Below are 19782 nucleotides of genomic sequence, written 5' to 3'. Positions count from 1 at the left end.
CATGGAGACGCTGCGCGCCCTGGCCGCCCGCCTCGACGAGGCCGGCGCGACCCTCGCCACGCTGGCCCGCACGGTCACCGCCACCGACCCGCCGCACCCCGCGTTCGGCGCGCACGCCGCCGGCCGGCCCGGTGAGGTGGGCCGCGCGCTGCACCGGCAGTGGACCGCCGCCACCGCCGACCGGGCGCGCGAGGCACAGGCTGCCGCCGTCCGGCTGGCCGCCGCCGCGGCCGCGCTGCGCAGCGCCGCCGACCGCTATGCCGCCGCCGACGACGGCGTGGCCCGGCGGCTGGCCCGGGAGGCCTGATGGACGCGCTCGACCGCCTCGCGGAGCCGGGGCTCGACCTGCTCGCCCGCGTCGACACGCTGCTCGCCGCCGGCGCACCCGAGGGCCACCGCCTCTGGCCGCTGCTGCGCCGCATGCAGGTGCTCCCCGGCGCGGCCGTGCGCGAGTTCCTCGACCTGCACCCCGCGCCGCTGACCGACGCCGGCCACGCCGTGCGCCGGCTCGTCCGGGGGTACGACGACACCTGCGCCCTGCTCGGCGACCAGGTCGCCTGGTCCGGCGCCGCCGCGTCGGCGTACGACGAGGCGCGCGCAACACTGCTCCGGCACCTGGACGAGGGGCCGGAGAGCCTGGTCGGGCGGCTGGAGTCGACGGCGAGTTACGCGGACGCGCTGGCCGGCTGGGTGGAGGGCAGCCGGGTCGCGCTGGCCCGCGCGCTGGCCGAAGTGCTGGGTTCGTCCGAAGCGGTCGCCGTGCACGCGGCGACCCGGCCCGGCGTCCACGCCGGACCGGCCGGGGCGTCGGCCGCGGCCGAGATCGCCACCCGGATCCTGGGCGTGCTCGGAGTCGCCTACGACGGCGCCGAGACGCTGCTGCGTCAGTGGGGGCCGAGCCTCGCCGAGACGGTCTGGCGGGATCGGCCGGCGGTCGCGCCGCACTACGGCGGCACCACCCGAATCGGCTACTGACGGTCCACGGCGCCGCGCGCCGGACCGGCCGTGGCCGGGCAACGGCGGCGACGCCGTGGACTTCCCCTGCACCCCCCGCAGGTATGTCTTCACTCAACGCTGTCGGCAGACGCTTGTCCCGGCGGCGGGCGAGGTTTCAGCCGTCCGGGCGAGGCGAAGGGGCGATTCGGCCGGGTCGACGGAGCCGATCGCCGCTGTCGGTGACCGTACGGCGACCGCCCGCCGTACGGCGGGCCCCGATCCGCGTAGGGTGGGGCGCATGGGCATGCTCTGCGCGGTCAGTTTCAACCGGTACGGGCGCCTCTACTACCTCGACCCGGGCGAGCTGCGCCCGCAGGTGGGCGACCGGGTGCTGGTGCCCACCGACGAGGGGCCCGAGGTGGCCGAGTGCGTCTGGGCGGCCCAGTGGGTCACCGAGGACACCGACGGATTCCCGAAACTCGCCGGGCTCGCCGAGGACGACGATCTGCGCCGCGACGAGATGCTGCGCCGGCGCAAGGCCGAGGCGAAGGTGGCCGCCAAGCGGCTGATCCGCGAACACGGCCTGCCGATGAAGGTGGTAGCCGTCGACCACGTCCTGGCCACGCCGGAGAACGGCAGCGACCGCACCACCATCTACTTCACCGCGCCGCACCGGGTCGACTTCCGTTCCCTGGTCCGGGACCTGGGCGCCACCCTGCACTGCCGGGTCGAGCTGCGGCAGCTGTCCGCCCGCGACTCGGCACGGGTGCAGGGCGGCATCGGCTCCTGCGGGCGTGACCTGTGCTGCGCCACGTTCCTGACCGACTTCGAGCCGGTGACCATCCGGATGGCGAAGGACCAGGACCTGCCGCTCAACCCGCTGCGCATCTCCGGCGCGTGCGGGCGGCTGATGTGCTGCCTGAAGTACGAGCACCCGCTGTACCAGAAGTTCCAGGAGACGGCCCCCGCGGTCGGCAGCCGGGTGTCCACGCCGCAGGGTGAGGGCAAGGTGGTCGGCCACAGCGTCCCGCGCGACGCGGTGACGGTCCGCCTGGACGCCGACGGCTCCCGCTCGATGTGCTCCCGCGCGTCGGTCTGCGGCCCCAGACAGGCCCACGACCAGCACTACCCCCAGCCCTGACCCTCCCGCCCCTTCGGCGGCGATCAGGGGTCAGCGGATGACGATGGGGGGTTCGGCCAGGCGGGGGGTCAGCGGGGTCTTCGGGGTCAGCCAGGAGGCGGTGGGGGACTGGTCGGGGTTGAGCTGCCAGTCGTGGGACACCTTGTCCACGGCGATCGGGTAGATCGTCAACGTGCCGTCCGGGTCGATCCGGAACCGCAGGAACGCCTTCGAGTCCTCGATGCCCTGGGCGGCGAACAACTCGTTCAGGTTGACCCCGAACGCGCCGGCCACCAGCAGGTACAGCGCGACGAGCTGGCTGGCGACCAGACCGCTCACCGGCCCGTAGAGCACCGCTGCGGCGACCGCCGGCAGCGGCCACGGCCAGTCGTAGAACGGCAGCTGCAACCAGACCCACGTGCCGCCGGCGGCGAGAGCTATCTGGGCCAGTCCGTGCGCCACCCCGAGGATCCAGTGGCGGGCGTGCCGCTTCCCGCCCGCCGTCGGCGGCTTGGCGAAGAACACCGCGCCCATCATCGCCACCACCAGCATGATCGCCAGCGGCACGCTGAACAGGCGCTGCTCGGTGGTGCCCACCCGCTGCACCGCCACGCCGGCCATGGCCAGCATCAGCAGCGTGTGCAGGGTGCCGAGCAGCGTGGTGAAGCCCGGATTGCGGAACGGCAGCCGGGCGAAGATGCCCCAGCCGTACCGGCGGGAGCGCGCCTTGTCCGGGTAGCGCGCGGCCAGGTCGTACTCCCGGGTGTTGCTGGCCCGCCGGGTCAGCGTGTCACGCGGCGGCACCTCCAGCTTCTCCGGCAGCCGGTGCGTGGGGTAGAGGTAGGCGCCGCCACCGCCGCACGTGACGAGCTGCCGGTCCGCCCCGGCGTAGCGGGCGTAGTGGTGCAGGTCGCCGGAGACCAGCACCCGCACCTGCGCGCCGGTCGGCGCGACGAGGGTACGGATGAAGTAGTCGATCGAGTCGTACGCGTTGGGGTGGTCCACGGCCTTGACCCACGTCGGCGCCGGTACCGCCAGGATCACCTTGGATTCCGGGGTGAGCTTGCGGGCCACCTCGTCGAAGTAGGTGAGCTGCGGGTCGTCCAGGTACGAGCCGGACTGGTCGTCGAGGCCGAGCAGCCACCAGCCGGCCGGCAGCTCGACCGCGAAGTACGAGCGGGACTGGCCGGTGCCCCAGCCGCCGAAGTGCCGGTCCCGGGTCCGCACGAACAGCCGCAGGAACGCGGTCAGCCCGTCGTACCAGTCGTGGTTGCCCGGCACCGCGAACAGCGTCGGCTTCTCCGGCGGAGCGACCGGCAGCGCGGACTGGTACGGGCCCTTGCAGCGGTCCTCGTACGCCTCGTAGCCCGCCGCCGGGTAGACCTGGTCACCACCCATCACCAGCGTCTGCGCCCGCGGAAGCCGGTGCCCGTCCACCGTCAGCTCCGGCTGGGCGAGCAGGTACGCCACCGAGTACGTGGCGTCGAAGCCGTCACCCAGGTCGGCCACGTAGTCGAGCCAGAGCCCGCCGTCCGGCCCGACCTGCCGGAACGTGCCGTCGCCGAACGCGTTCTGCAGCTCGCGCTTGTCCAGGTACGCCCCGAACAGCATCGCCAGCAGCGTACGCAGGCCGGTGCTGATCAACAGCAGCGGCGCGAGCCAGGGCACCGGCCGGCGCGGGGTGAAGCCCAACTCCTGCGGGTCGATCTTGCGGGGGCGGCGGGTGGCGCGCTCGCCGGGATGCGCCTCGGGGGCCGCTGGTCGCGGCGGTTCGTCGGTCACCCGCCGCAGGGTAGTCGGGACGCGGCGCGAAGTCTCTCCCGTGACGGGGCGGATGTGGCTCGGTGTCCGGGTTCGGAGGCGGGGGGATCCGGTTCGGCTTCGGCCGGGGAGTGCCGTACACTTTACGATCGTTGCCGCCTTAGCTCAGTCGGCTAGAGCGACGCACTCGTAATGCGTAGGTCGACGGTTCGATTCCGTCAGGCGGCTCCACGGAAAGGCCCAGGTCACCGGCTTGATCGCCGATCATGACCTGGGCCTTTCGCCTACCGTCGCAGGGCCGAGCAGCCAAGCGAGCAGCCGACCTATTCATCCGACCACCGCGCCCCTCCAGCCGCGAAGCCGCTTCTCGTGCGATCCCCGGAGCAACGTGGGCGTAGATGTTGAGGGTGACGTAGGCCCGCCGGCCGGATGATCTCCCGGAACGACCGGTGGTCGTTGCGCGGATGGATGGGCGTGCCAACGGCTGTCGCGAAGACCAGAGCCGGATCAGCCCAGCTGTCAGCGTCGAACCGTTCCGCCGCCTTGGGCCTGGTGAAGCATTGGTTGTGCTGGCCGTGCTGCCCCAGCTTGGGCGATCAATGCCGGTCGTGAGCATGGTGGCGCAGCACGGCGAGACGTCCGCAGCGGCGAGGCAGCAAGAAGACAGCACGAAGCCTGAGCAGGGATGACCAGGAGCATCAAGAGGCGCCGGCCTTCAGCTGCTTGCCGATGCCAGTCAGCACGGTTCGGGAGCCGTCAAGAGTTCGAGTCCGCATCCCCCGCCGGGGTCATGTCCGACGGAGGATGCTGGGCGGGCGCTGCGGGTGAGATCCACGCAAGCCGGCTGCTGAGTCGGTGATGACCTGGGCGTTGACGCCGGGGCAACCGTCGCATCGAGTCAAGGCGTAGATGAGGGGCAGGCCCGACGGAGGAGGACGGTTGGCCGACCGAACCGAATACGACCAATTTGTGGTCGACCGATCGCCCCGATTGCTGCGGGTCGCCTACCTGCTGACCTGCGACTGGGCGGCGGCCGAGGACTTGCTGCAGACGGCTCTGGTGAAGGCCTGGTTCGCGTGGCATCGGGTGCACGGCGACGCCGAGGCGTACATCCGCCGGACCATCGTCAACACCTACGTCTCCTGGCGCCGTCGCCGCTGGACCGGCGAGATCCCGCAGGCGCTGCCCGAACGCATCGAAGCAGCCGACCGAGTGACGGAGTACGTCGAACGAGATGCGTTGTGGCGGATGCTCGCCGAACTCCCGCGACGGCAGCGGGCAGTCATCGTGCTGCGGTACTTCGAGGACCTCACCGAGGCCCAAATCGCCGAGACGCTCGGCATCAGCGTGGGCACCGTCAAGAGCCAGGCCAGCAAGGGTTTGGCGAAGCTCCGCACGCATCCCGCGCTAGTCGATAGCCCAGACCAGAAGGAGCTCCTCCCTTGACCGTCGAAGAGGAGCGCCTGCGCCGTCTCCTGACGACGCAGAGCGCTGAAATTCCGACCGGCGTGGACCGTGTGGGCATGCTGCACCGTCGCATTGCCCGGCAGCGACGGGTCCGCGCCGCGGGCGTCGTCGCCGCCGTACTGCTGGTGACCACCGGGACGTCGGTCGGCCTGGTCACACGTCAACCCGCCGACTCGACGCCGTCGCCCATGGCCAGCATCACCTCGGCCGCCCCGGCTCCAACGGCCACGGCCAGCCCGGTGCCTCCACCGGCCGACGAACTGCTGCCCGAGTATCTCCGCGGATATCGCCGGATCCTGGCGCGCGAGATGACGCTGCCACGGCAGTCAAGCATCACCTTCACCTTCACCCCGCAGACGGCAGACTTCCAGCTGGGCATCCGATGCGACGATCGATTGGGCGCGGGCTCGGCTCCGGGCCGATCCGACCACCTGATTCAGGTCACGGTCAGCAAGGCCGTGATCGGCACTGGTGACTGCAGCTCGTCGCCGCAGCCCGGCACAGTGCTGGTCGGCGCCGGGATGAATGGGCATTATGAACAGTGGAGCGATCTTGGCGTTCGGGCGGGAAAACCGGTGACGGTCACCGTCAAGATCGGCAAGCCGCTGGTCGCCGACAACAGGGACGCGCGGCCGGGTGACCCGAGCCGCCTCACCGGCACGATGGCGGTCGGTGTCTACACGCCGGTGCCGTTCGAGCAATTCCCGATACCGCCTCGGCCCGCGGAGTTGGTCGATCTGGACACGGCAGGGGAGTTGGTGACTGGCAATCCGGCTCAGCCATTCCCTGATCAACTCGGTGAGCTCGACGCCCGCGCCCTTGCATCTCCGAACGGATCCCACCACCTCGACTTGGCCATGCCGTTGCAGCTCGACATCTTCATCTGCGCCGTGGCGCCCGGCCGGATCCGCGTACTGGTCGACGGAAAGGAGGTTGAGCGGCGAGCGTTCTACGACTGGAGCGGCGAGTGCTCGACGGGTGGCGCGTTGGCCGTTGAATACGACCTGCCGCCCAGGTTCAAGGTGCCTGCCCGGACCGGGCAACGGGTCACGGTCACGGTCATCGCCGACAGCTTCACCGTACCCGGTTGGCGGGTTGGCCTCGCTCGCGGCGCCGCCAGCTGACCCGAACGGTCCGGCTGCGGTGAGCGATCCGCCGGACCGGCTAGTGACCCGCCAGCCCGGCCCGACGCCGATCAGACGGTCACGTCGAGCAGCCAACCCAGCGAACGACAGCGGACAATCGCGGACTCCAGCACTAGGCCGAGGAGAGGACCAAGCGGCGGACCAGCACCGGGGGACCGACTCGTAATGCGTAGGTCGACGGTTCGATTCCGTCAGGCGGCTCGGTACAGAAGCCCAGGTCATCGGCCTGGGCTTCGCCGTTTCTCGAGGCGTCGGTGAGGTCGATGAGCGAGAGCTCGACTTCCCCTGGATCCGCGCTTTCGGCCAGAGCCTGCATTCCAACCACTGCGACCGATTTTCGTGGCATGGATCGAGGCCGTGAACTCCGGGGATGTTGAGGCATTGCGCCAGGCGCACGAGGCCATCTATCCGGCCGTGACGCCGCTGATCGATAGCAAACCGGCCAGTACGTGGTACGTCGGGTGGTCGCCACGGGGTACGACAGGCAGGTCCCGGGCCTACCCGCACAGGTCGGGCCGGCGACGGTGCGAGGACATGCCGCCAGCCGGCATCCCGGCGGGCGGGGCCTGCCGAGCCACCCTCAGTCCAGCTTCGGTTGTTCGTACAGTTCGCGGGCGGACAGGATCACCGCGCTGCCGTCTGCGAGGTGGACGGTCAGTGTGGTGGTGTTGCTGCTCGACTCATCGAGGCCTTCGGGGTACCAGGCGCCGAAGTAACCGTCGCGAACGGTTGCCCGCGCCGTCCGTGACGAATCGCCATCCTCGGCCCGCAAGTTGATCTCCACGCTCGTCACCTGTGAGCCGACGTGTCCCGCCATGATCCGGACGTAGCCTTCGTCGGTGCGTAGCTGACCCCACGAGTACAGCTCGACACCCCCGGCGCCGAGCCGCTCGGTGCTGGTCAGCACGGTCAGGATGCTGGTATTCGTCACGTCCCCGTTGCGATCGCGGAAGCATGTCTGGCTTCCAGCCGGCGACACGGCGTTCACGTATGCGTACTCGCCGCGTTTTTCACCGATGACCACCCTTGCGACGCTCGCGTCCTGGGCAGGCAGGCATTTGCCGGCGATGTCGCGTGCCTCGGTATCCGAGATCGGACTCGGCTCGGGCGTCCACGACGCAAACGCGGGACCAGCGTTGAGAAATGTCAGGGTGAAGGCGACAGCGGCGGCGAGCGCTCCGGCCGCGCCGGCGATCGCCAGGCGAGGCCGACGGTGCGGTGTGCGCGCTGGTGCCGGGCGCGGTCGCCGATCAGTGGCGACGATCCGCTCGAGCAATTCTCGCGCGGGTTCCTGCGCGACGCGTGCGGGCACCGGGACGGCGGCAGAGCGGATTGTCCGGGCGAGGACGTCGTCGTGGGTCATGCGGAGCCTCCGCGTCGTGAAGGGCCGGCCGGTGCAGGGACGTTTGTGGGTTCGCTGATCGGCCGCTGACCAAGATGCTGACGCAGGCGGCGACGGGCGCGCAGCAGGCGCAAACTGAACGCGGGCCGGGAAATGCCCAGTACGTGTGCTGCCTGCGGCCCGGTGAGGTCTTCGATCGCGGTCAGCGTCAGCACTTCCTGATCGGCCGATGACAGGCGCTGCCAAGCCTTCACCAGGTCGACGCGGGTAGCCGCGAGGTCGGCCTCGGCGCTGCTCGGAGCATCGGGTTCCTGGAGGACGCGAAGCGCGAGGCTCTGCTGCCGCTGGTCGCTGCGCTGCCGATTGTGCAGAACATTGCGGGCGACGGTGAACAGCCAGGCGCGGGCCTCGCCGAGTGACTTCGGTACTTCGTCCAAGCGGCGCCACGCTATCAAGAACGTCTCGGCGACCACGTCTTCGGCAACGGCGAGGTGTGCACGGCGTTCGACGAAGAGCAGCAAATCGTCATACGCGGCCTCGAACAGCTCGCGGAAGGCGGAATCGGCCTCCGCGGTCGTCGGATCCACACCCTTCCTCGTGTTCGGCGCGTGGCGTCTGGTGCTCATAGTCGTCGCCGGTCCAATACGAAGCCGCGGATCAAGGGTGCGAGTGGGCGCTCGACGAAGCGATGGACAAGCCAGGCTGCCGCCAGCAGCCCAAGCACGGTGCCGCCGATCAGTATCGACGCGGGAAGGTTGGTTTCCTCGTACACGTTGCGGATCACGCTGTATCCAATGCGCGGGTGCAAGAGGTAGAAGGGGTAGCTGATGGCACCCGCAATGGCCAGCCAGCGCATTCTCACCCGGTCGGTGTAGCCGAGCGCGATGACGAGCATCAGAAGGTACACCCCGGTGAGCAGTACCGGTGCCGGCCAGACGGGCACCTCGAAGCCGGGCTTCAACTCCAGGGTCCGCCCGTACACGCGCTGCAGGCTGACCAGCCACGTGGCGAGTAGCAGCACCCACAGCCATGGATCGGATCGGTTGCGGCGAAGCAGGAACAGGGTGATTCCGGCGATGAAGTACGGCGCGAAGTCGGACATCACGACCTCGTCCAGGGCGGCACCCCGGAAAACGGGCATGACCACGGCGACTGCCAGCCACACCGCGCCGAATATTTTTACTCCCCGCTCGGTCGGCTTGGCCGCAAGAATGCACGCCGCGATCAGATAGAACCGGAGCTCGATCCAGAGGGTCCAGTACACGGTGTCGACAAGCGGCGTGTTGAGGGGCTCCGCCAACATGGTCAGGTTGACCAGCACGCCCCACCCGTCCGGCAGAGGTGGGAAAGGCAGCCCGCCACTGATCGGCAGCACTGCCGCCACGGCTGTCGTGGTCAGCACACACACCCAGAACGCCGGATAGAGTCGCGCGACGCGGGAGGCAGCGAACTCGCGAACGGTACGCCCCCAGCCGCTCATGAGGATCACAAATCCGCTGATCAGAAAGAACGTCTCGACTCCGAGGAAGCCATAGATCAGCACCGGTGCCGCGTCCGGCAGGAAGTATGCCGGCGGGCGCACGCCGTCCAACCTCCATGAGTCGCCGAAGTGGTATCCGGCCACCGCAAGAGCACAGATCAGCCGCAACCCGTCCAGCACGTACAACCGGGGCGCCCGCCCGGGAGGGCTGCTGACGGGCGGCGTCGTCGGCGCGCGGTCGAGCACCGCGGTCGTCATACTCTGCTCCTGTCCTGGACACACGACTGCATCCAGGACAGACATGTGCAGCACCGCGTCAAGTGCTACAGGTGATCACCGTCACGGGTGGTTCGACCAGATCTGGCGCCTCTGGCCTCAGCCGATGCGCAGCAGCAACACCTGGTCGTCGCGGAGTTCGGAGATGCTGTCGCGCAACAGCCTCAGCCCATCCAAACCGGCCGTGCCGCTCTCCTCGAAGTCCAGCCCCATTTCCTCGAAGTGGGCGGCCAACTCCGCCTCGCCGTGCCCGGCGGGGTCGAGTTGATCCAGGAACCGCTTGTGTGCGGGAGTGATGAGCACGGTCAGGTCGTGCACCTTGTTGATGGCCGCCGACTCGGCATCGAACTCCGACTGCTCCAGGTCTACGTCGCGCTCCTCCAGATAGCTCAAGACGTGCAGCATGCAGTACCCGGACCAGTCGTACTCCTCCCGCGGCTCGCGTCCGTGTTCGGCGAGGTAGGAGCCGAGTGACGACGACGATGTGCGGGCGAGGCGGGCCAACTCGGGGATGCTTCTCCTGGGAACCAGGGTCAGTGACGCGACAGCAGACAACGCACCCTCCGTCGTACGGACTCTGCCAGGCAGGCTACGGGGAGGGAGCGACAACGTGTCAGCGGATCGTTGCGGCGGCCGATGGCTCCCTAGCCATCCGTACAGCCAAGGAAAGCCGCAGGCGCTGACGGCACCCGACCCATGTCGTAAGCGCCTGTTACGGTGCGCCGCAGTTGGCCGGTCAGAGCAACCCCACGCAGACCCACGAGCCCGAGGTGAGCGGCCCGCATCCAATCCGCATCCCGCGTTGCGACCGCCTCGCCCAGCCGGTTGGCGACGGCGTCCAGGTCGTCACCGAACAGAGCCACGTACACGTCCAGGTGATGGTGCGGGGGAGCCGGACAAGACGGCGGCAGCGGCCCAGGCCAGCAACAAGCCCATGGTCAGGCCGGGCGGCAGGTACCAGAACGTGAGGAAGCCGGCGGGTGGCGTCAACGGCAGTGCCGCGACGAGCGCCCATGCGACGCGGCGCGGCAGCACGCCGCGACGCAGCCCCTGCAGCCCGCACCAGACGGTGCCCACCAGCGCCGTCAACAGGGCCACGAGGTCGAACAACCACCCGTACCCGGGGGTGCTGTATTCCAGGCCGATCGCGATGCCTGCGGTGAGGAGCCCGTACCTCGTCAGGCGGCGGGGCATCGCGGTGGCGTGGCCGGTGACCGTCCAGACGAGCGGCAGCGCCAGCAGCACGGACACGAAGAAGGGCCCGCGCCAGATCCACGCCGGCTCCCCACCGTCGAACAACGGCAGGTTCTCGGCCATCCATCGCGACGGAGCGGGTAGGGAGCTGACGGCGCGGCCGCCGCCGACCTCCCACTGCGTGGCCATCGCGGCGCCGAGCACCGCCGCGATCACCGGCGCGAGAACCGCCAGGACGCGCCGCCAGCGGGCGACCGGCAACTTGCCCTCGACGCCGGTCGGGCCGGCACGATCGGGTACGCGCTGCGGATGCTTCTGTCGCATCGGACGATCGTCATTGCGTCGCTGGGAATTCTCATCAGGGGAACAGCCGAGATCACCATCGGTGTATCGGCTGTCCACGTGGGTTGTCTCGGTCCGTGGCGGTCAACGCACCAGCAGGTCGATGACGCCCGTCAGGTCCTCGTCGCCGCTGCCCTCGGCCAGGCGGCGGCGCATCAGCGCGAAGTAGGGGCTGAGCAGTTCCGGGCTGACGCCCTGCTCTTCAGCGGTGCGCAGGAACGACGGCGTGCCGGCCACCTGCATGGCGAGGGTGGAGACGACACCCTTCGTGTAGTCGCCGCTGCGCAGCTGGTCGGCGGTCTGGTGGACGGCCGGGGCCATCGCGACGAGCCAGTCGGCGAGCAGCGGGGCCAGCGACGCGGGGTCGATGTCCTCGCGGCGGATCAGGGCGAAGGCGTGCGCCGCCCCGGCGAACATTCCGTACATGGCGCTGAGCAGGGCGACGTCGTGCAGGGCGGCGAAGCCCGCGTCCGGGCCGACGTAGGTGGTGCCGGCCGGGACGGCGAGCGTCTCCCGGTGCCGTTCGAACAGCTCGCGGGAGCCGCTGTAGAAGACGTAGCCGCCGGCGTCCGGGACGCCGATCATCGGAGGAACGGCCATGATTCCGCCGTCCAGGTAGCGAGCGCCGCGCTCGCGGGCCCAGTCGGCCCGGGCGCGGGCCTGGGCGGGCGTACCCGTGGTCAGGTTGACCAGGTCCCTGCCGGCCAGGTCGGCGCCGGCCAGGTCGGCGCCGGCCAGCACCTCCTCGACCGAGGCGTCGTCCAGCAGGCAGACGACGACAAGGGTGTTCGCGGCGACGGCCTCGGCGGCGCTGTTCGCGACCTTCGCTCCCTCGGCGGAGATTCCCGCGGCGCGGGCCGGGGTGCGGTTCCAGACGGTGAGCGGGTGGCCGGCGGCGAGCCAGGCGCGGGCCAGCGCGGCGCCCATCGCGCCGAGGCCCAGCAGCGTGACGGGCGTCTTCTCCACAGTCTCGTGTGCCATGCCGATCAGGCTTGTCGCAGGCCCGCAGGTGAACAAGTACGCACTTCGGAGTAGGTGGTTACTCTGAGGTGAGCGAGCAGGTCGGAAGGGCGGGCGTATGACGACGTTGAACCGGCCGGGCGCACCGGACGGCCATGTCTGCGGGATCGACGCCGCGATGGAGGTGATCGGGGGCAAGTGGAAGGTGCTGATCCTCTGGGCACTCCACGAGCACCCGTACCGCCGCTTCGGCGAGTTGCGCCGGCTGCTGCCGGGGATCACCGAGAAGGTGCTGGCCGCGCACCTGCGCGAGATGGAGGCGGACGGCGTCGTGCGCCGCGTCTCCTACGACGAGGTGCCACCCCGCGTCGAGTACTCGCTGACCGAGGACGGCGTACGCCTCAACGATGCGCTCGAACCGCTGGCCGCCTGGGGACGTGAGCGGCCGTCGAGGACCGCTACCGGCACGGCCGCCTCGTAGCGGCGGGCCCAGGCATCACCGCTGCTTCGCGCGCTGGCGGGCGGCCTCGTACAGCGCCACCGTCCCGGCCGCCGCCGCGTTCAGCGAACTCGCCGCACCGACGATCGGAATGCGTACGATCCGGTCGGCCGCCTCCTGCCAGCCCTTGCTGAGTCCGTGCGTCTCGTTGCCGACGAGCAGGAGAGTGGGCCCGGTCAGGTCGTGCTCCGCTACGTCCACGTCGCCGTGTTCGTCCGTACCGATGATCTGGATCTGTGGCCCCGCCTTCCGCACCGCGGCGACCCAGTCGAGGACGGCGTGGTGGCTGGGGACGCGCACGGCCGGTACGGCGAACAGCGACCCGGTGCTGGCCCGTACCGCCTTCGGGTCGTACGGGTCGGCGGCGTGACCGGTGACCACCACGCCGGACGCGCCGAAGGCGTCGGCGGACCGGATCAGCGTGCCGATGTTGCCCGGGGTCTTGGGGCGGTCGAAGACCACCACGAGCATGTCGGGCCCGACCGGGATGCGGGCCAGGTCGTCATCGGGCTGCGCCACCACGGCCAGCAGTTCGGGGGACTCCTCCTCCTTGCCGCTGAGTTCCCGCATCAGCTCGGGCGCGAGGGCCACCCGCCGGGCGTCGGTGCGGTCGAGCAGTTCCCGGCACCAGCGGGACAACTGTTGCCGGTCCGGGTACAGCAGCGCCCGGATCTCCCAGCCCTGTTCCAGGGCGACGGTGATCGGGCGTACCCCCTGGACCAGGAACTCCCCGGAACGCTGGCGCTTGTTGCGGTTGGTCAGCAGCGCCTGCCACTGCTGGAAGCTCGCGTTCCGGGTGGTGATCGTCAAGGTCTTCGCCACGCAGCCGATTCAACCCCATCCGGTGCCGGTCCCGGGGTTGCGGGCCCCGGCGACGATGGCCGGGTGATCAACCGTCGGCCGTTCCTGATCCGCCTCGCGTGCGTACTGCTGGTGGTCGGCGGCGGCGCGTTGCTGTGGCTGCCGTTCCACACCCAGATGGAGCTGGACGACTGGGCGGTGACGCTGCGCGAGCGGGGTACGCCCGCGCGGGCGGTCGTCGTCGACCAGGTGACGGAGAGCGGCGGCAACCGGAGTCCCTCGTCGAGCACCATGTACTTCAGCTACGAGGTCGACGGCCGGACGCACGCGCAGGAGGTGGCCTGCTTCGAGGTGTGCCGGGCCGCGGGGGCCGAGGTGCCGATCTGGGTGAACCCGGCGGACCCGGGCGACTTCGTGACCGACTTCGGTCAGCTCAGCGGCCATCGCGGCCGGGTGCAGGGTGTCCTCGGCGTGGTCGGGCTGGCCGTCCTGGGTGTCGGGGTGGTGCTGACCCTGTCCCGTATCAGGCGTCGGCGTGCCACCCCGCCGGGCCGCGACCGGCCGCGCCGGGTGCAGCCGGCGACGGGCGGTCGCGGGTACGTGGGCCGGGGCAAGCGCAAGCGCAACGTCCGGCCCTGACCACGGGACTCAGCGGTACAGGGTCTCCAGGTACGCCGGGCCGTAGTGGCGTTCCAGGTCGGCCAGGCTCTCCGCCGGGGCCTCCACCTCTTTGATCAGCCGGGCCCGGGTCGGCAGCACGTCCGGCTGCCAGGTCTCCGGCTGCCACAACTCGGAGCGCAGGAACGCCTTCGCGCAGTGGTAGAAGATCTGCTCGATCGCGACCTCGACGGCCAGCACCGGCCGGTGGCCCTTGACCTCCATGTCGGCGAACCACGGCGCGTCGGCGATCAGCCGGGCGCGCCCGTTGATCCGCAGCGTGTCGGTGCGGCCGGGAATCAGGAAGATCAACCCGACGTGCGGGTTGGCCAGGATGTTGCGGTAGCCGTCGGCCCGCCGGTTGCCGGGCCGCTCCGGAATCGCGATCGTGGTGTCGTCGAGCACCAGCGCGAAGCCGGGCGGGTCACCCTTGGGGGAGACGTCGCAGCTGCCGTCCGCGCCGGCGGTGGCGATCAGGCAGAACGGTGACGCGGCGAGCCACTCCCGGTCGCGTTCGTGCAGCGTACGGCGGTCCTTGGCGGCAGCGCGCGGCATCGGCGTGCCGATCAGCTCGCGTAGTTCGGCCTCGCTGGTGATCTCCCGGGTCGTCACGTCTTCCTCCCCCGTCCGTTGATCGTCACGACGGTTCCGGCCCGCGACGGGCCGCGTTCCGCCATGGTCAGCCTAGGAGAGCGCGTCGAGTGTCGGGTTTGCCCCCGGGGCCGGCGGGTAGGGACCGGTTCGCAGCGTGCGGCCGGACGTGACGGATGGAGGCCGAGATGGAGAGCCGGCTCAAGGTGCTCGGCCATCCCGTGCACCCGATGCTCGTGATGTTTCCGGTGGCGCTCTTCGTGACCGCCGTGATCTTCGACGTGGTGGACACCGTGGGCGGGCCCGGCTTCCTGGCCGAAGTCGCGTACTGGAACATCACCGTCGGTCTGATCGGCGGCCTGCTGGCCGCGGCGGCCGGGGCGTTCGACCTGCTCGCCCTGCCGGCCGGCACCCGCGCCAAGCGGGTCGGTGTCACCCACGCCGCCGCCAACGTGGCGGTGATCCTGCTGTTCGCCGCGGTCTGGGTGGTCCGGCTCAACGCCGACTCGCGGGCGGCCGGGGGCGCGCTCGTCGCCATCGAGGTGGTCGCCCTGGCGATCCTCGGCGTCAGCGCGTGGCTCGGCGGTGAACTGGTGGACCGCCTCGGCGTCGGCGTCGACCCGGAGCACGATCTCAACGCGCCCAGCTCGCTGCGACCCCCCTCGGCGACCCAGCGGATCGGAGACGCGCGATGACGGAACAGAGCGGCGGACGGGGCTGGCGTGGCCGCCAGCAGGGCTGGGACCCGATGGGCGAGCTCCAGTCGCTGCGCTCCGAGCTGAGCCGGCTGGTCGGCGGACGCTCCGGCAGCCAGGACGTGGATCTGGCCGAGACGGCGGACGGCTGGGAAGTGGTCGTCCGGCTCCCCGGTGTGGCGCCGGAGGAGGTGGCCGTCGAGCTGGACGACCGGGAGCTGTGCGTACGCGCCCGGTCGGAAGCCGAGGTGAACGCCGACCACGGCATCCCGGGCGGGTTCACCACGCGTGGCTTCGAGTACCGCGTCGACCTGCCGTCCCGGGTGGACCCGGACCGGATCGACGCGGTGATGGACCACGGCCTGCTCCGGGTGCGGTTGCCCCGGGCGGCCCGGCCCGCGCCGCGCACCATCACCGTCGGCCGCACCGGCCCGCGCGCGGGCGTCGACCGTACGCCGATGCCGGCCGACCCGGCCGCGGACCGGGAGCTGCACCACCCGGACACCGCGCTCGACGAGATCGACAGGCCGTAGGGGCCGCGTGACCAGCCCGTCGGGTGACTCCGACCCGCCGCGCCGCGACCCGGAGCCGTCGCTGCTCGGCCCGGTCGGCGAGCGTGTGCCCGACGTCGAGCGGATCGCCGTGCTGCGCGCCAACGCGCTCGGCGACTTCATCTTCGTACTGCCGGCGCTGGACGCGCTGCGGTCGGCGTACCCGTCGGCGGAGATCGTGCTGCTCGGCGCGCCGTGGCACGCGGCGCTCTGGCGCGACCGGCCCGGCCCGGTGGACCGGGTGCTGGTGGTGCCGGCGGCGCCCGGCATCCGCGATCCGGGCCCGGGCGAGTCGCCGGGCGACGTGCCGGGCTTCCTGGCCGCGGCCCGCGCCGAGCGGTTCGACCTGGCGTTGCAGGTGCACGGCGGTGGCGCGAACTCCAACCCGCTGGTGGCGGGCCTGGGCGCGCGGGTCACCGCCGGCCTGCGGGCCGAGGGCGCGCCGCCGCTCGACCGCTGGCTGCGCTACGTCTACTACCAGCACGAGGTGATCCGCTACCTGGAGGTCGCCGCGCTGGTCGGCGCGCCCGCCACCACGATCACCCCGTCGCTGGCGGTCACCGCCGCCGACCGGGCCGAGGCCGCCGCCGTGCTCGGCGAACCCACCCGGCCCCGGGCGGCGCTGCACCCGGGCGCCACCGACACGCGACGCCGCTGGCCGCCGGAATGCTTCGCCGAGGTCGCCCGCGCGCTCACCGGCGACGGGTACGAGGTGCTGGTCACCGGCACCCCCGCCGAGCAGGAGACGGTGGACGCTGTGGTGGCGGCGGCCGGCGTGCCGGTGCGTCCGCAGGTCGGCACGCTCAGCCTCGGCGCGCTGGCCGCCGCGTACGCGGACTGCGCGCTCGTGGTCTCCAACGACACCGGCCCGCTGCACCTGGCCGCCGCCGTGGGCGCGCCGACGGTCGGGGTGTTCTGGGTCGGCAACCTGATCAACGGGGCGTCGCCGCTGCGCGGGCGGCACCGCCCGATCGCCGCCTGGACCACCCACTGCCCGGTCTGCGGCGTCGACTGCACACCCGGGATCTACCCGCACCGGCCCGGCGACGGGGAGTGCCCGCACCGGGTGTCGTTCGTGGCCGACGTGCCGGCGGCCGAGGTGATCGAGGCGGCCCGCGAGCTGCTCACACCTCCGCCGTCGACTCGCTGAGCACCACTTCCCACGCCTCCACGTCCCGCTCGGTGACTGTGGTCGGCGACTCCAGGTGGTAGGCCCCGCTGGGCAGCACGCCGGCGCCGCCGTGGCGCTCCAGCACGGCGAGCTGGGCGGCGACGTCCTCGCCCTGGTGCCGGTCGGGCAGCCGCTCCCAGAAGTCGAAGCCACCGGACTCGACCAGCTTCGTCCGGTCGTAGAGGACGCAGCCGCCGATCCAGGAGACCTTGTACGCCCGCCACTGTCCCGGCGGCAGGTTCAGCTTCTCGGTGACGTGCAGCAGGTTCGCGGCCGGGTGGATCGACGCCCTGTGCCATTCCGGCGTGCCCGGCAGGATGCGTTCCGGCACCGGCCGTCCGGCCCACTCCTCGTAGTGCTGGTGCGTCTCCGGGCGGACGTCGTCGGCGTAGGAGAGCCCGTGCACCGCGTTGCCGACGAACCCGCAGCCCAGCTCGTCCAGCGCGGTCATCAGCCGGGACAGCGTGCCCGGCTCCAGCCACACGTCGTCGTCGAGGCAGAGCACCGCGTCGGCCGCCGACTGGGCCAGCAGGTAGCACCGGTGTTCGGCCAGGCCGCGACGGGGCAGCCGCCGGGTCAGCAGCACCGGATGCCCCCGGTGCCGCAGCGCCCGGACCATGGTGGCGGCGGCCGGATGCGCGTACGCGGGTTCGCCGTCGGACTGGTCGCTGACCACCACCCCGAACCCCGGTACGCCCTCCTGCGCGGCCAGCCCGGACAGCGTGACAGCCAGTTCGGCGGGCCGATTGCGGGTGGGAATGAGCACGTCGAGCCGGCGGCGCTGCCGGAACTGCCCGGGCGTGCCCGGGTCGAGCGGTCGCGTCACGCCGGCCTGCCTTCGCCCACGGGGCTGTCCTCGCTCCGCTCGGTGCGTTCGCTCATGAGCGACTGGGCGCGGATGCGGTCGATGATCGCCGAGGTGGAGCGGTCCGGCACGTACCCGAGCGTGCGTACCTGCCCGCCCAGCCGGCGTACCAGCGGCGCCTCCGGCACCATCTCCGGCGGGTAGTCGCCGCCCTTGACGTAGACGTCGGGGCGGACCGCCTCGATCAGCCGGGCCGGGGAGTCCTCCTCGAAGACCACCACGTGGTCGACGCAGGCCAGCGCCGCCAGCAACGCGATCCGGTCCTCGACCGGGTTGACCGGCCGGTCCGCGCCCTTGAGCCGGCGGACGCTGCCGTCCGAGTTGACCGCCACGATCAGCAGGTCACCGAGCGCGCGGGCCTGGGTCAGGTAGCGGACGTGCCCCGGGTGCAGCACGTCGAAGCAGCCGTTTGTGAACACCACCGACCGGCCAGCCTGCCGGTGCTCGCCCACCAGCGCGGCCAGTTCGTCGGCGCCGACCAGCGCCGGGTGCCCGCCGTCGTCCGGGCCGGTGCCGAGCGCGGCGAGGAGGTCCTCGCGGCGGCACACGCAGGTGCCGGTGTCGGCGACCGTGATGGTGGCGGCGAGCTGCGCGAGCTGGGCGGCGGTGGGCAGGCCGGCGTCGGCGGCGAGCGCCAGCGTCATGGCCGCCAGGTACGCGTCCCCGGCGCCCACCGCGTGACTGGCCGGGACCGGGGTGCTGTGGCTGCGCCGGGGCTCGCCCTCGGCGCCGCCGACCACCGCGCCCTCGGTGTCCAGGGTCACCGCCACCACGTCCGCGCCGGTGTGCGCGCGCAGCTCGGGCAGGCGCGACTCGGCCAGCACGGCCCGGTCCACGCCGGTGCCGGCGGTCGCGCTCACCGTCACGCCGGTGCCGGTGACGCTCAGTCCGTCCCCGGTCAGTGCCACCCGCTCCTCGCCGGGCGTCGGCTCGCCGGTCGGGCCGGTCGAGCCGCCGGACGTCGCTGCGGCGGGCGCGCCCGAGGTCGGGTGCGGGCTGCCCGGCGCAAGGTCGCCGGACCCGCCGGGCGCCGCGCCGACCATCAGCTCGGACGGGCCGTCGGCCTCCGCCGGGTGGTCCAGGTGCAGGTCACCCCCATTGGGTACGGCGTTGCGCTCGCCGTGTGCGAAACCGGCGGCGGCGCGGGCCAGCAGCCGGGTGGCCTCGGCGAAGCTCGGCGTCACCACAGTCGGGTTCAGTCCACGCCAGTCGGCCAGGTCGTGCGCGTCCAGCGCCACGGTGCCGTAGCGGTCCCGGTTGGCGACCAGCCAGGCGCGTACCGCCGAGGGCAGGGCGCCCAGGCCGTAGTCGCAGACCACGAGCGTGAGCGGCTGTCCCGGGGCCACCGCGCGCAGCTCCTCGGTGGCGCAGTGCAGGGCGGTCAGCAGCCGTGCCACCCCGTCGTCGTCCAGCGCGTCCTCCGGGCCGCCGGAGTCCTCACGGAGCAGGATCTGGTTGCCGGCGAGCATCCGCCGCTTCACCGGCGTAGGCCGGCCGGGCTGGCTCACCGTACGGTCCCAGACCGCCGCGCGGTCCAGGCAGTCGTGCAGCTCGTCACCGGCCACGTCGGCACCGACCGGGGCGACGAGCGCCGCCCGTCCACCGAGCGCCGCCACGTTGACCGCCGTGTTGGCGGCGCCCCCGGCCGCGGAGATCCGCCGCCGCAGGGTGAGGACCGGCGCGGGCGCCTCGCGGCAGAGCCGCTCCGACTCGGCGAACCGCCACTCGTCCAGCATGGCGTCCCCGACGACCAGCACGGGACGCTGCTGCCAGCTCGCCACCACGGTGGCCAGCCGGCGCTCTTCCGCTGCTGCTCCTGCCATGCCTCTGCGGATCCCCCCGCGCCGTCGGGCCAAACGCGACGCGGGCCACCCGGTGCGCCCGGTTTCGCCGCATCGGCCGGGGGAACGGTGCAGACATACCCCGGAG

21 protein-coding genes and 1 tRNA gene are annotated in these 19782 nt (G+C 71.7%); 11 read left to right on the top strand and 11 right to left on the bottom strand.

Features of this window, described 5'->3' with window-relative positions; all coding sequences use genetic code 11:
• Nucleotide 1 precedes the first annotated feature (1 nt).
• The 3 genes from O7542_RS23805 (at nucleotide 2) to ricT (ending at nucleotide 2077) form a co-directional block, all read left to right on the top strand.
• Nucleotides 2-307 (top strand): hypothetical protein, encoded by a 306-nt coding sequence (locus O7542_RS23805; protein WP_030503764.1) that lies wholly within the window; start codon nucleotides 2-4, stop codon nucleotides 305-307.
• Nucleotides 307-975 carry a hypothetical protein gene (locus tag O7542_RS23800; protein WP_064448457.1) on the top strand — a complete coding sequence of 223 codons (669 nt, stop codon included), beginning with the start codon at nucleotides 307-309 and terminating at the stop codon, nucleotides 973-975. Before O7542_RS23805 ends, O7542_RS23800 begins: the two co-directional genes overlap by 1 nt.
• A gap of 259 nt (nucleotides 976-1234) precedes the next feature.
• On the top strand, nucleotides 1235-2077 hold the full coding sequence (ricT, locus tag O7542_RS23795) for a regulatory iron-sulfur-containing complex subunit RicT (RefSeq protein ID WP_043327224.1): 843 nt from the start codon (nucleotides 1235-1237) through the stop codon (nucleotides 2075-2077).
• 30 nt (nucleotides 2078-2107) lie between these two features.
• On the opposite strand, the gene O7542_RS23790 is transcribed toward ricT, so the two are convergent.
• Entirely contained in the window at nucleotides 2108-3838 is a 1731-nt protein-coding gene (locus tag O7542_RS23790; protein ID WP_069088065.1) for a metallophosphoesterase, read from the bottom strand.
• A gap of 133 nt (nucleotides 3839-3971) precedes the next feature.
• Between O7542_RS23790 and O7542_RS23785 the strand changes: the two genes are divergently transcribed.
• From O7542_RS23785 to O7542_RS23775, 3 genes are all read left to right on the top strand, one after another.
• Nucleotides 3972-4048 (top strand) — tRNA-Thr (locus tag O7542_RS23785).
• 708 nt (nucleotides 4049-4756) lie between these two features.
• Nucleotides 4757-5263 (top strand): SigE family RNA polymerase sigma factor, encoded by a 507-nt coding sequence (locus tag O7542_RS23780; RefSeq protein ID WP_274477211.1) that lies wholly within the window; start codon nucleotides 4757-4759, stop codon nucleotides 5261-5263.
• On the top strand, nucleotides 5260-6408 hold the full coding sequence (locus tag O7542_RS23775) for a hypothetical protein (protein WP_274477212.1): 1149 nt from the start codon (nucleotides 5260-5262) through the stop codon (nucleotides 6406-6408). The genes O7542_RS23780 and O7542_RS23775 overlap by 4 nt, the downstream gene beginning before the upstream one ends.
• Nucleotides 6409-7009: 601 nt before the next feature.
• On the opposite strand, the gene O7542_RS23770 is transcribed toward O7542_RS23775, so the two are convergent.
• The 6 genes from O7542_RS23770 to O7542_RS23745 form a co-directional block, all read right to left on the bottom strand.
• Complete coding sequence (locus O7542_RS23770; protein WP_281605232.1) at nucleotides 7010-7792, bottom strand: hypothetical protein; 783 nt, start codon at nucleotides 7790-7792, stop codon at nucleotides 7010-7012.
• A complete protein-coding gene (locus O7542_RS23765) occupies nucleotides 7789-8358 on the bottom strand; it encodes a sigma-70 family RNA polymerase sigma factor (protein ID WP_043327218.1) in 570 nt (189 codons plus the stop codon). The genes O7542_RS23770 and O7542_RS23765 overlap by 4 nt, the downstream gene beginning before the upstream one ends.
• 35 nt (nucleotides 8359-8393) lie before the next feature.
• Entirely contained in the window at nucleotides 8394-9509 is a 1116-nt protein-coding gene (locus O7542_RS23760) for an acyltransferase (RefSeq protein ID WP_166455723.1), read from the bottom strand.
• Between the two features lie 117 nt (nucleotides 9510-9626).
• Nucleotides 9627-10031, bottom strand: a complete 405-nt coding sequence (locus O7542_RS23755; RefSeq protein WP_281605231.1) for a hypothetical protein — start codon at nucleotides 10029-10031, stop codon at nucleotides 9627-9629.
• A gap of 342 nt (nucleotides 10032-10373) precedes the next feature.
• The gene (locus O7542_RS23750) at nucleotides 10374-11045 is read right to left on the bottom strand and encodes a hypothetical protein (RefSeq protein ID WP_281605230.1); all 672 of its coding nucleotides are present in this window, start codon (nucleotides 11043-11045) and stop codon (nucleotides 10374-10376) included.
• Nucleotides 11046-11147: 102 nt separating this feature from the next.
• Complete coding sequence (locus O7542_RS23745) at nucleotides 11148-12044, bottom strand: NAD(P)-binding domain-containing protein (RefSeq protein ID WP_281605229.1); 897 nt, start codon at nucleotides 12042-12044, stop codon at nucleotides 11148-11150.
• A gap of 97 nt (nucleotides 12045-12141) precedes the next feature.
• Between O7542_RS23745 and O7542_RS23740 the strand changes: the two genes are divergently transcribed.
• Nucleotides 12142-12504: a helix-turn-helix domain-containing protein gene (locus O7542_RS23740; protein WP_064448862.1), complete on the top strand. Its 363-nt coding sequence runs from the start codon at nucleotides 12142-12144 to the stop codon at nucleotides 12502-12504.
• Nucleotides 12505-12519: 15 nt separating this feature from the next.
• On the opposite strand, the gene O7542_RS23735 is transcribed toward O7542_RS23740, so the two are convergent.
• Nucleotides 12520-13344, bottom strand: a complete 825-nt coding sequence (locus O7542_RS23735; RefSeq protein WP_281605228.1) for a TrmH family RNA methyltransferase — start codon at nucleotides 13342-13344, stop codon at nucleotides 12520-12522.
• 63 nt (nucleotides 13345-13407) lie between these two features.
• Here O7542_RS23735 and O7542_RS23730 point away from each other — a divergent pair, with 63 nt between their 5' ends.
• Nucleotides 13408-13962, top strand: a complete 555-nt coding sequence (locus tag O7542_RS23730; RefSeq protein ID WP_281605227.1) for a DUF3592 domain-containing protein — start codon at nucleotides 13408-13410, stop codon at nucleotides 13960-13962.
• A 9-nt stretch (nucleotides 13963-13971) separates the two neighbouring features.
• Here O7542_RS23730 and O7542_RS23725 read toward each other — a convergent pair whose 3' ends face one another.
• Nucleotides 13972-14592, bottom strand: a complete 621-nt coding sequence (locus tag O7542_RS23725) for a pyridoxamine 5'-phosphate oxidase family protein (protein ID WP_281605226.1) — start codon at nucleotides 14590-14592, stop codon at nucleotides 13972-13974.
• Between the two features lie 167 nt (nucleotides 14593-14759).
• Here O7542_RS23725 and O7542_RS23720 point away from each other — a divergent pair, with 167 nt between their 5' ends.
• From O7542_RS23720 to O7542_RS23710, 3 genes are read left to right on the top strand one after another with little or no spacing between them, the layout of a single operon-like run.
• Nucleotides 14760-15266, top strand: a complete 507-nt coding sequence (locus O7542_RS23720) for a DUF2231 domain-containing protein (protein ID WP_030503780.1) — start codon at nucleotides 14760-14762, stop codon at nucleotides 15264-15266.
• Entirely contained in the window at nucleotides 15263-15799 is a 537-nt protein-coding gene (locus tag O7542_RS23715; protein ID WP_069088075.1) for an Hsp20/alpha crystallin family protein, read from the top strand. Before O7542_RS23720 ends, O7542_RS23715 begins: the two co-directional genes overlap by 4 nt.
• A 7-nt stretch (nucleotides 15800-15806) precedes the next feature.
• Nucleotides 15807-16967 (top strand): glycosyltransferase family 9 protein, encoded by a 1161-nt coding sequence (locus O7542_RS23710; RefSeq protein WP_069088076.1) that lies wholly within the window; start codon nucleotides 15807-15809, stop codon nucleotides 16965-16967.
• On the opposite strand, the gene O7542_RS23705 is transcribed toward O7542_RS23710, so the two are convergent.
• Together O7542_RS23705 and rfaE2 are read right to left on the bottom strand one after the other, a co-directional pair.
• On the bottom strand, nucleotides 16942-17814 hold the full coding sequence (locus tag O7542_RS23705; protein WP_064448865.1) for a glycosyltransferase family A protein: 873 nt from the start codon (nucleotides 17812-17814) through the stop codon (nucleotides 16942-16944). The two genes, O7542_RS23710 and O7542_RS23705, sit on opposite strands and share 26 nt — an antisense overlap.
• Nucleotides 17811-19676: a D-glycero-beta-D-manno-heptose 1-phosphate adenylyltransferase gene (gene rfaE2 / locus O7542_RS23700; protein ID WP_281605225.1), complete on the bottom strand. Its 1866-nt coding sequence runs from the start codon at nucleotides 19674-19676 to the stop codon at nucleotides 17811-17813. The genes O7542_RS23705 and rfaE2 overlap by 4 nt, the downstream gene beginning before the upstream one ends.
• Nucleotides 19677-19782 lie beyond the last annotated feature (106 nt).

It is taken from the genome of Micromonospora sp. WMMC264 (assembly GCF_027497275.1).
Taxonomy (GTDB): Bacteria; Actinomycetota; Actinomycetes; order Mycobacteriales; family Micromonosporaceae; genus Micromonospora; species Micromonospora chalcea.
This window is presented reverse-complemented; position numbering and strand designations above follow the sequence as displayed.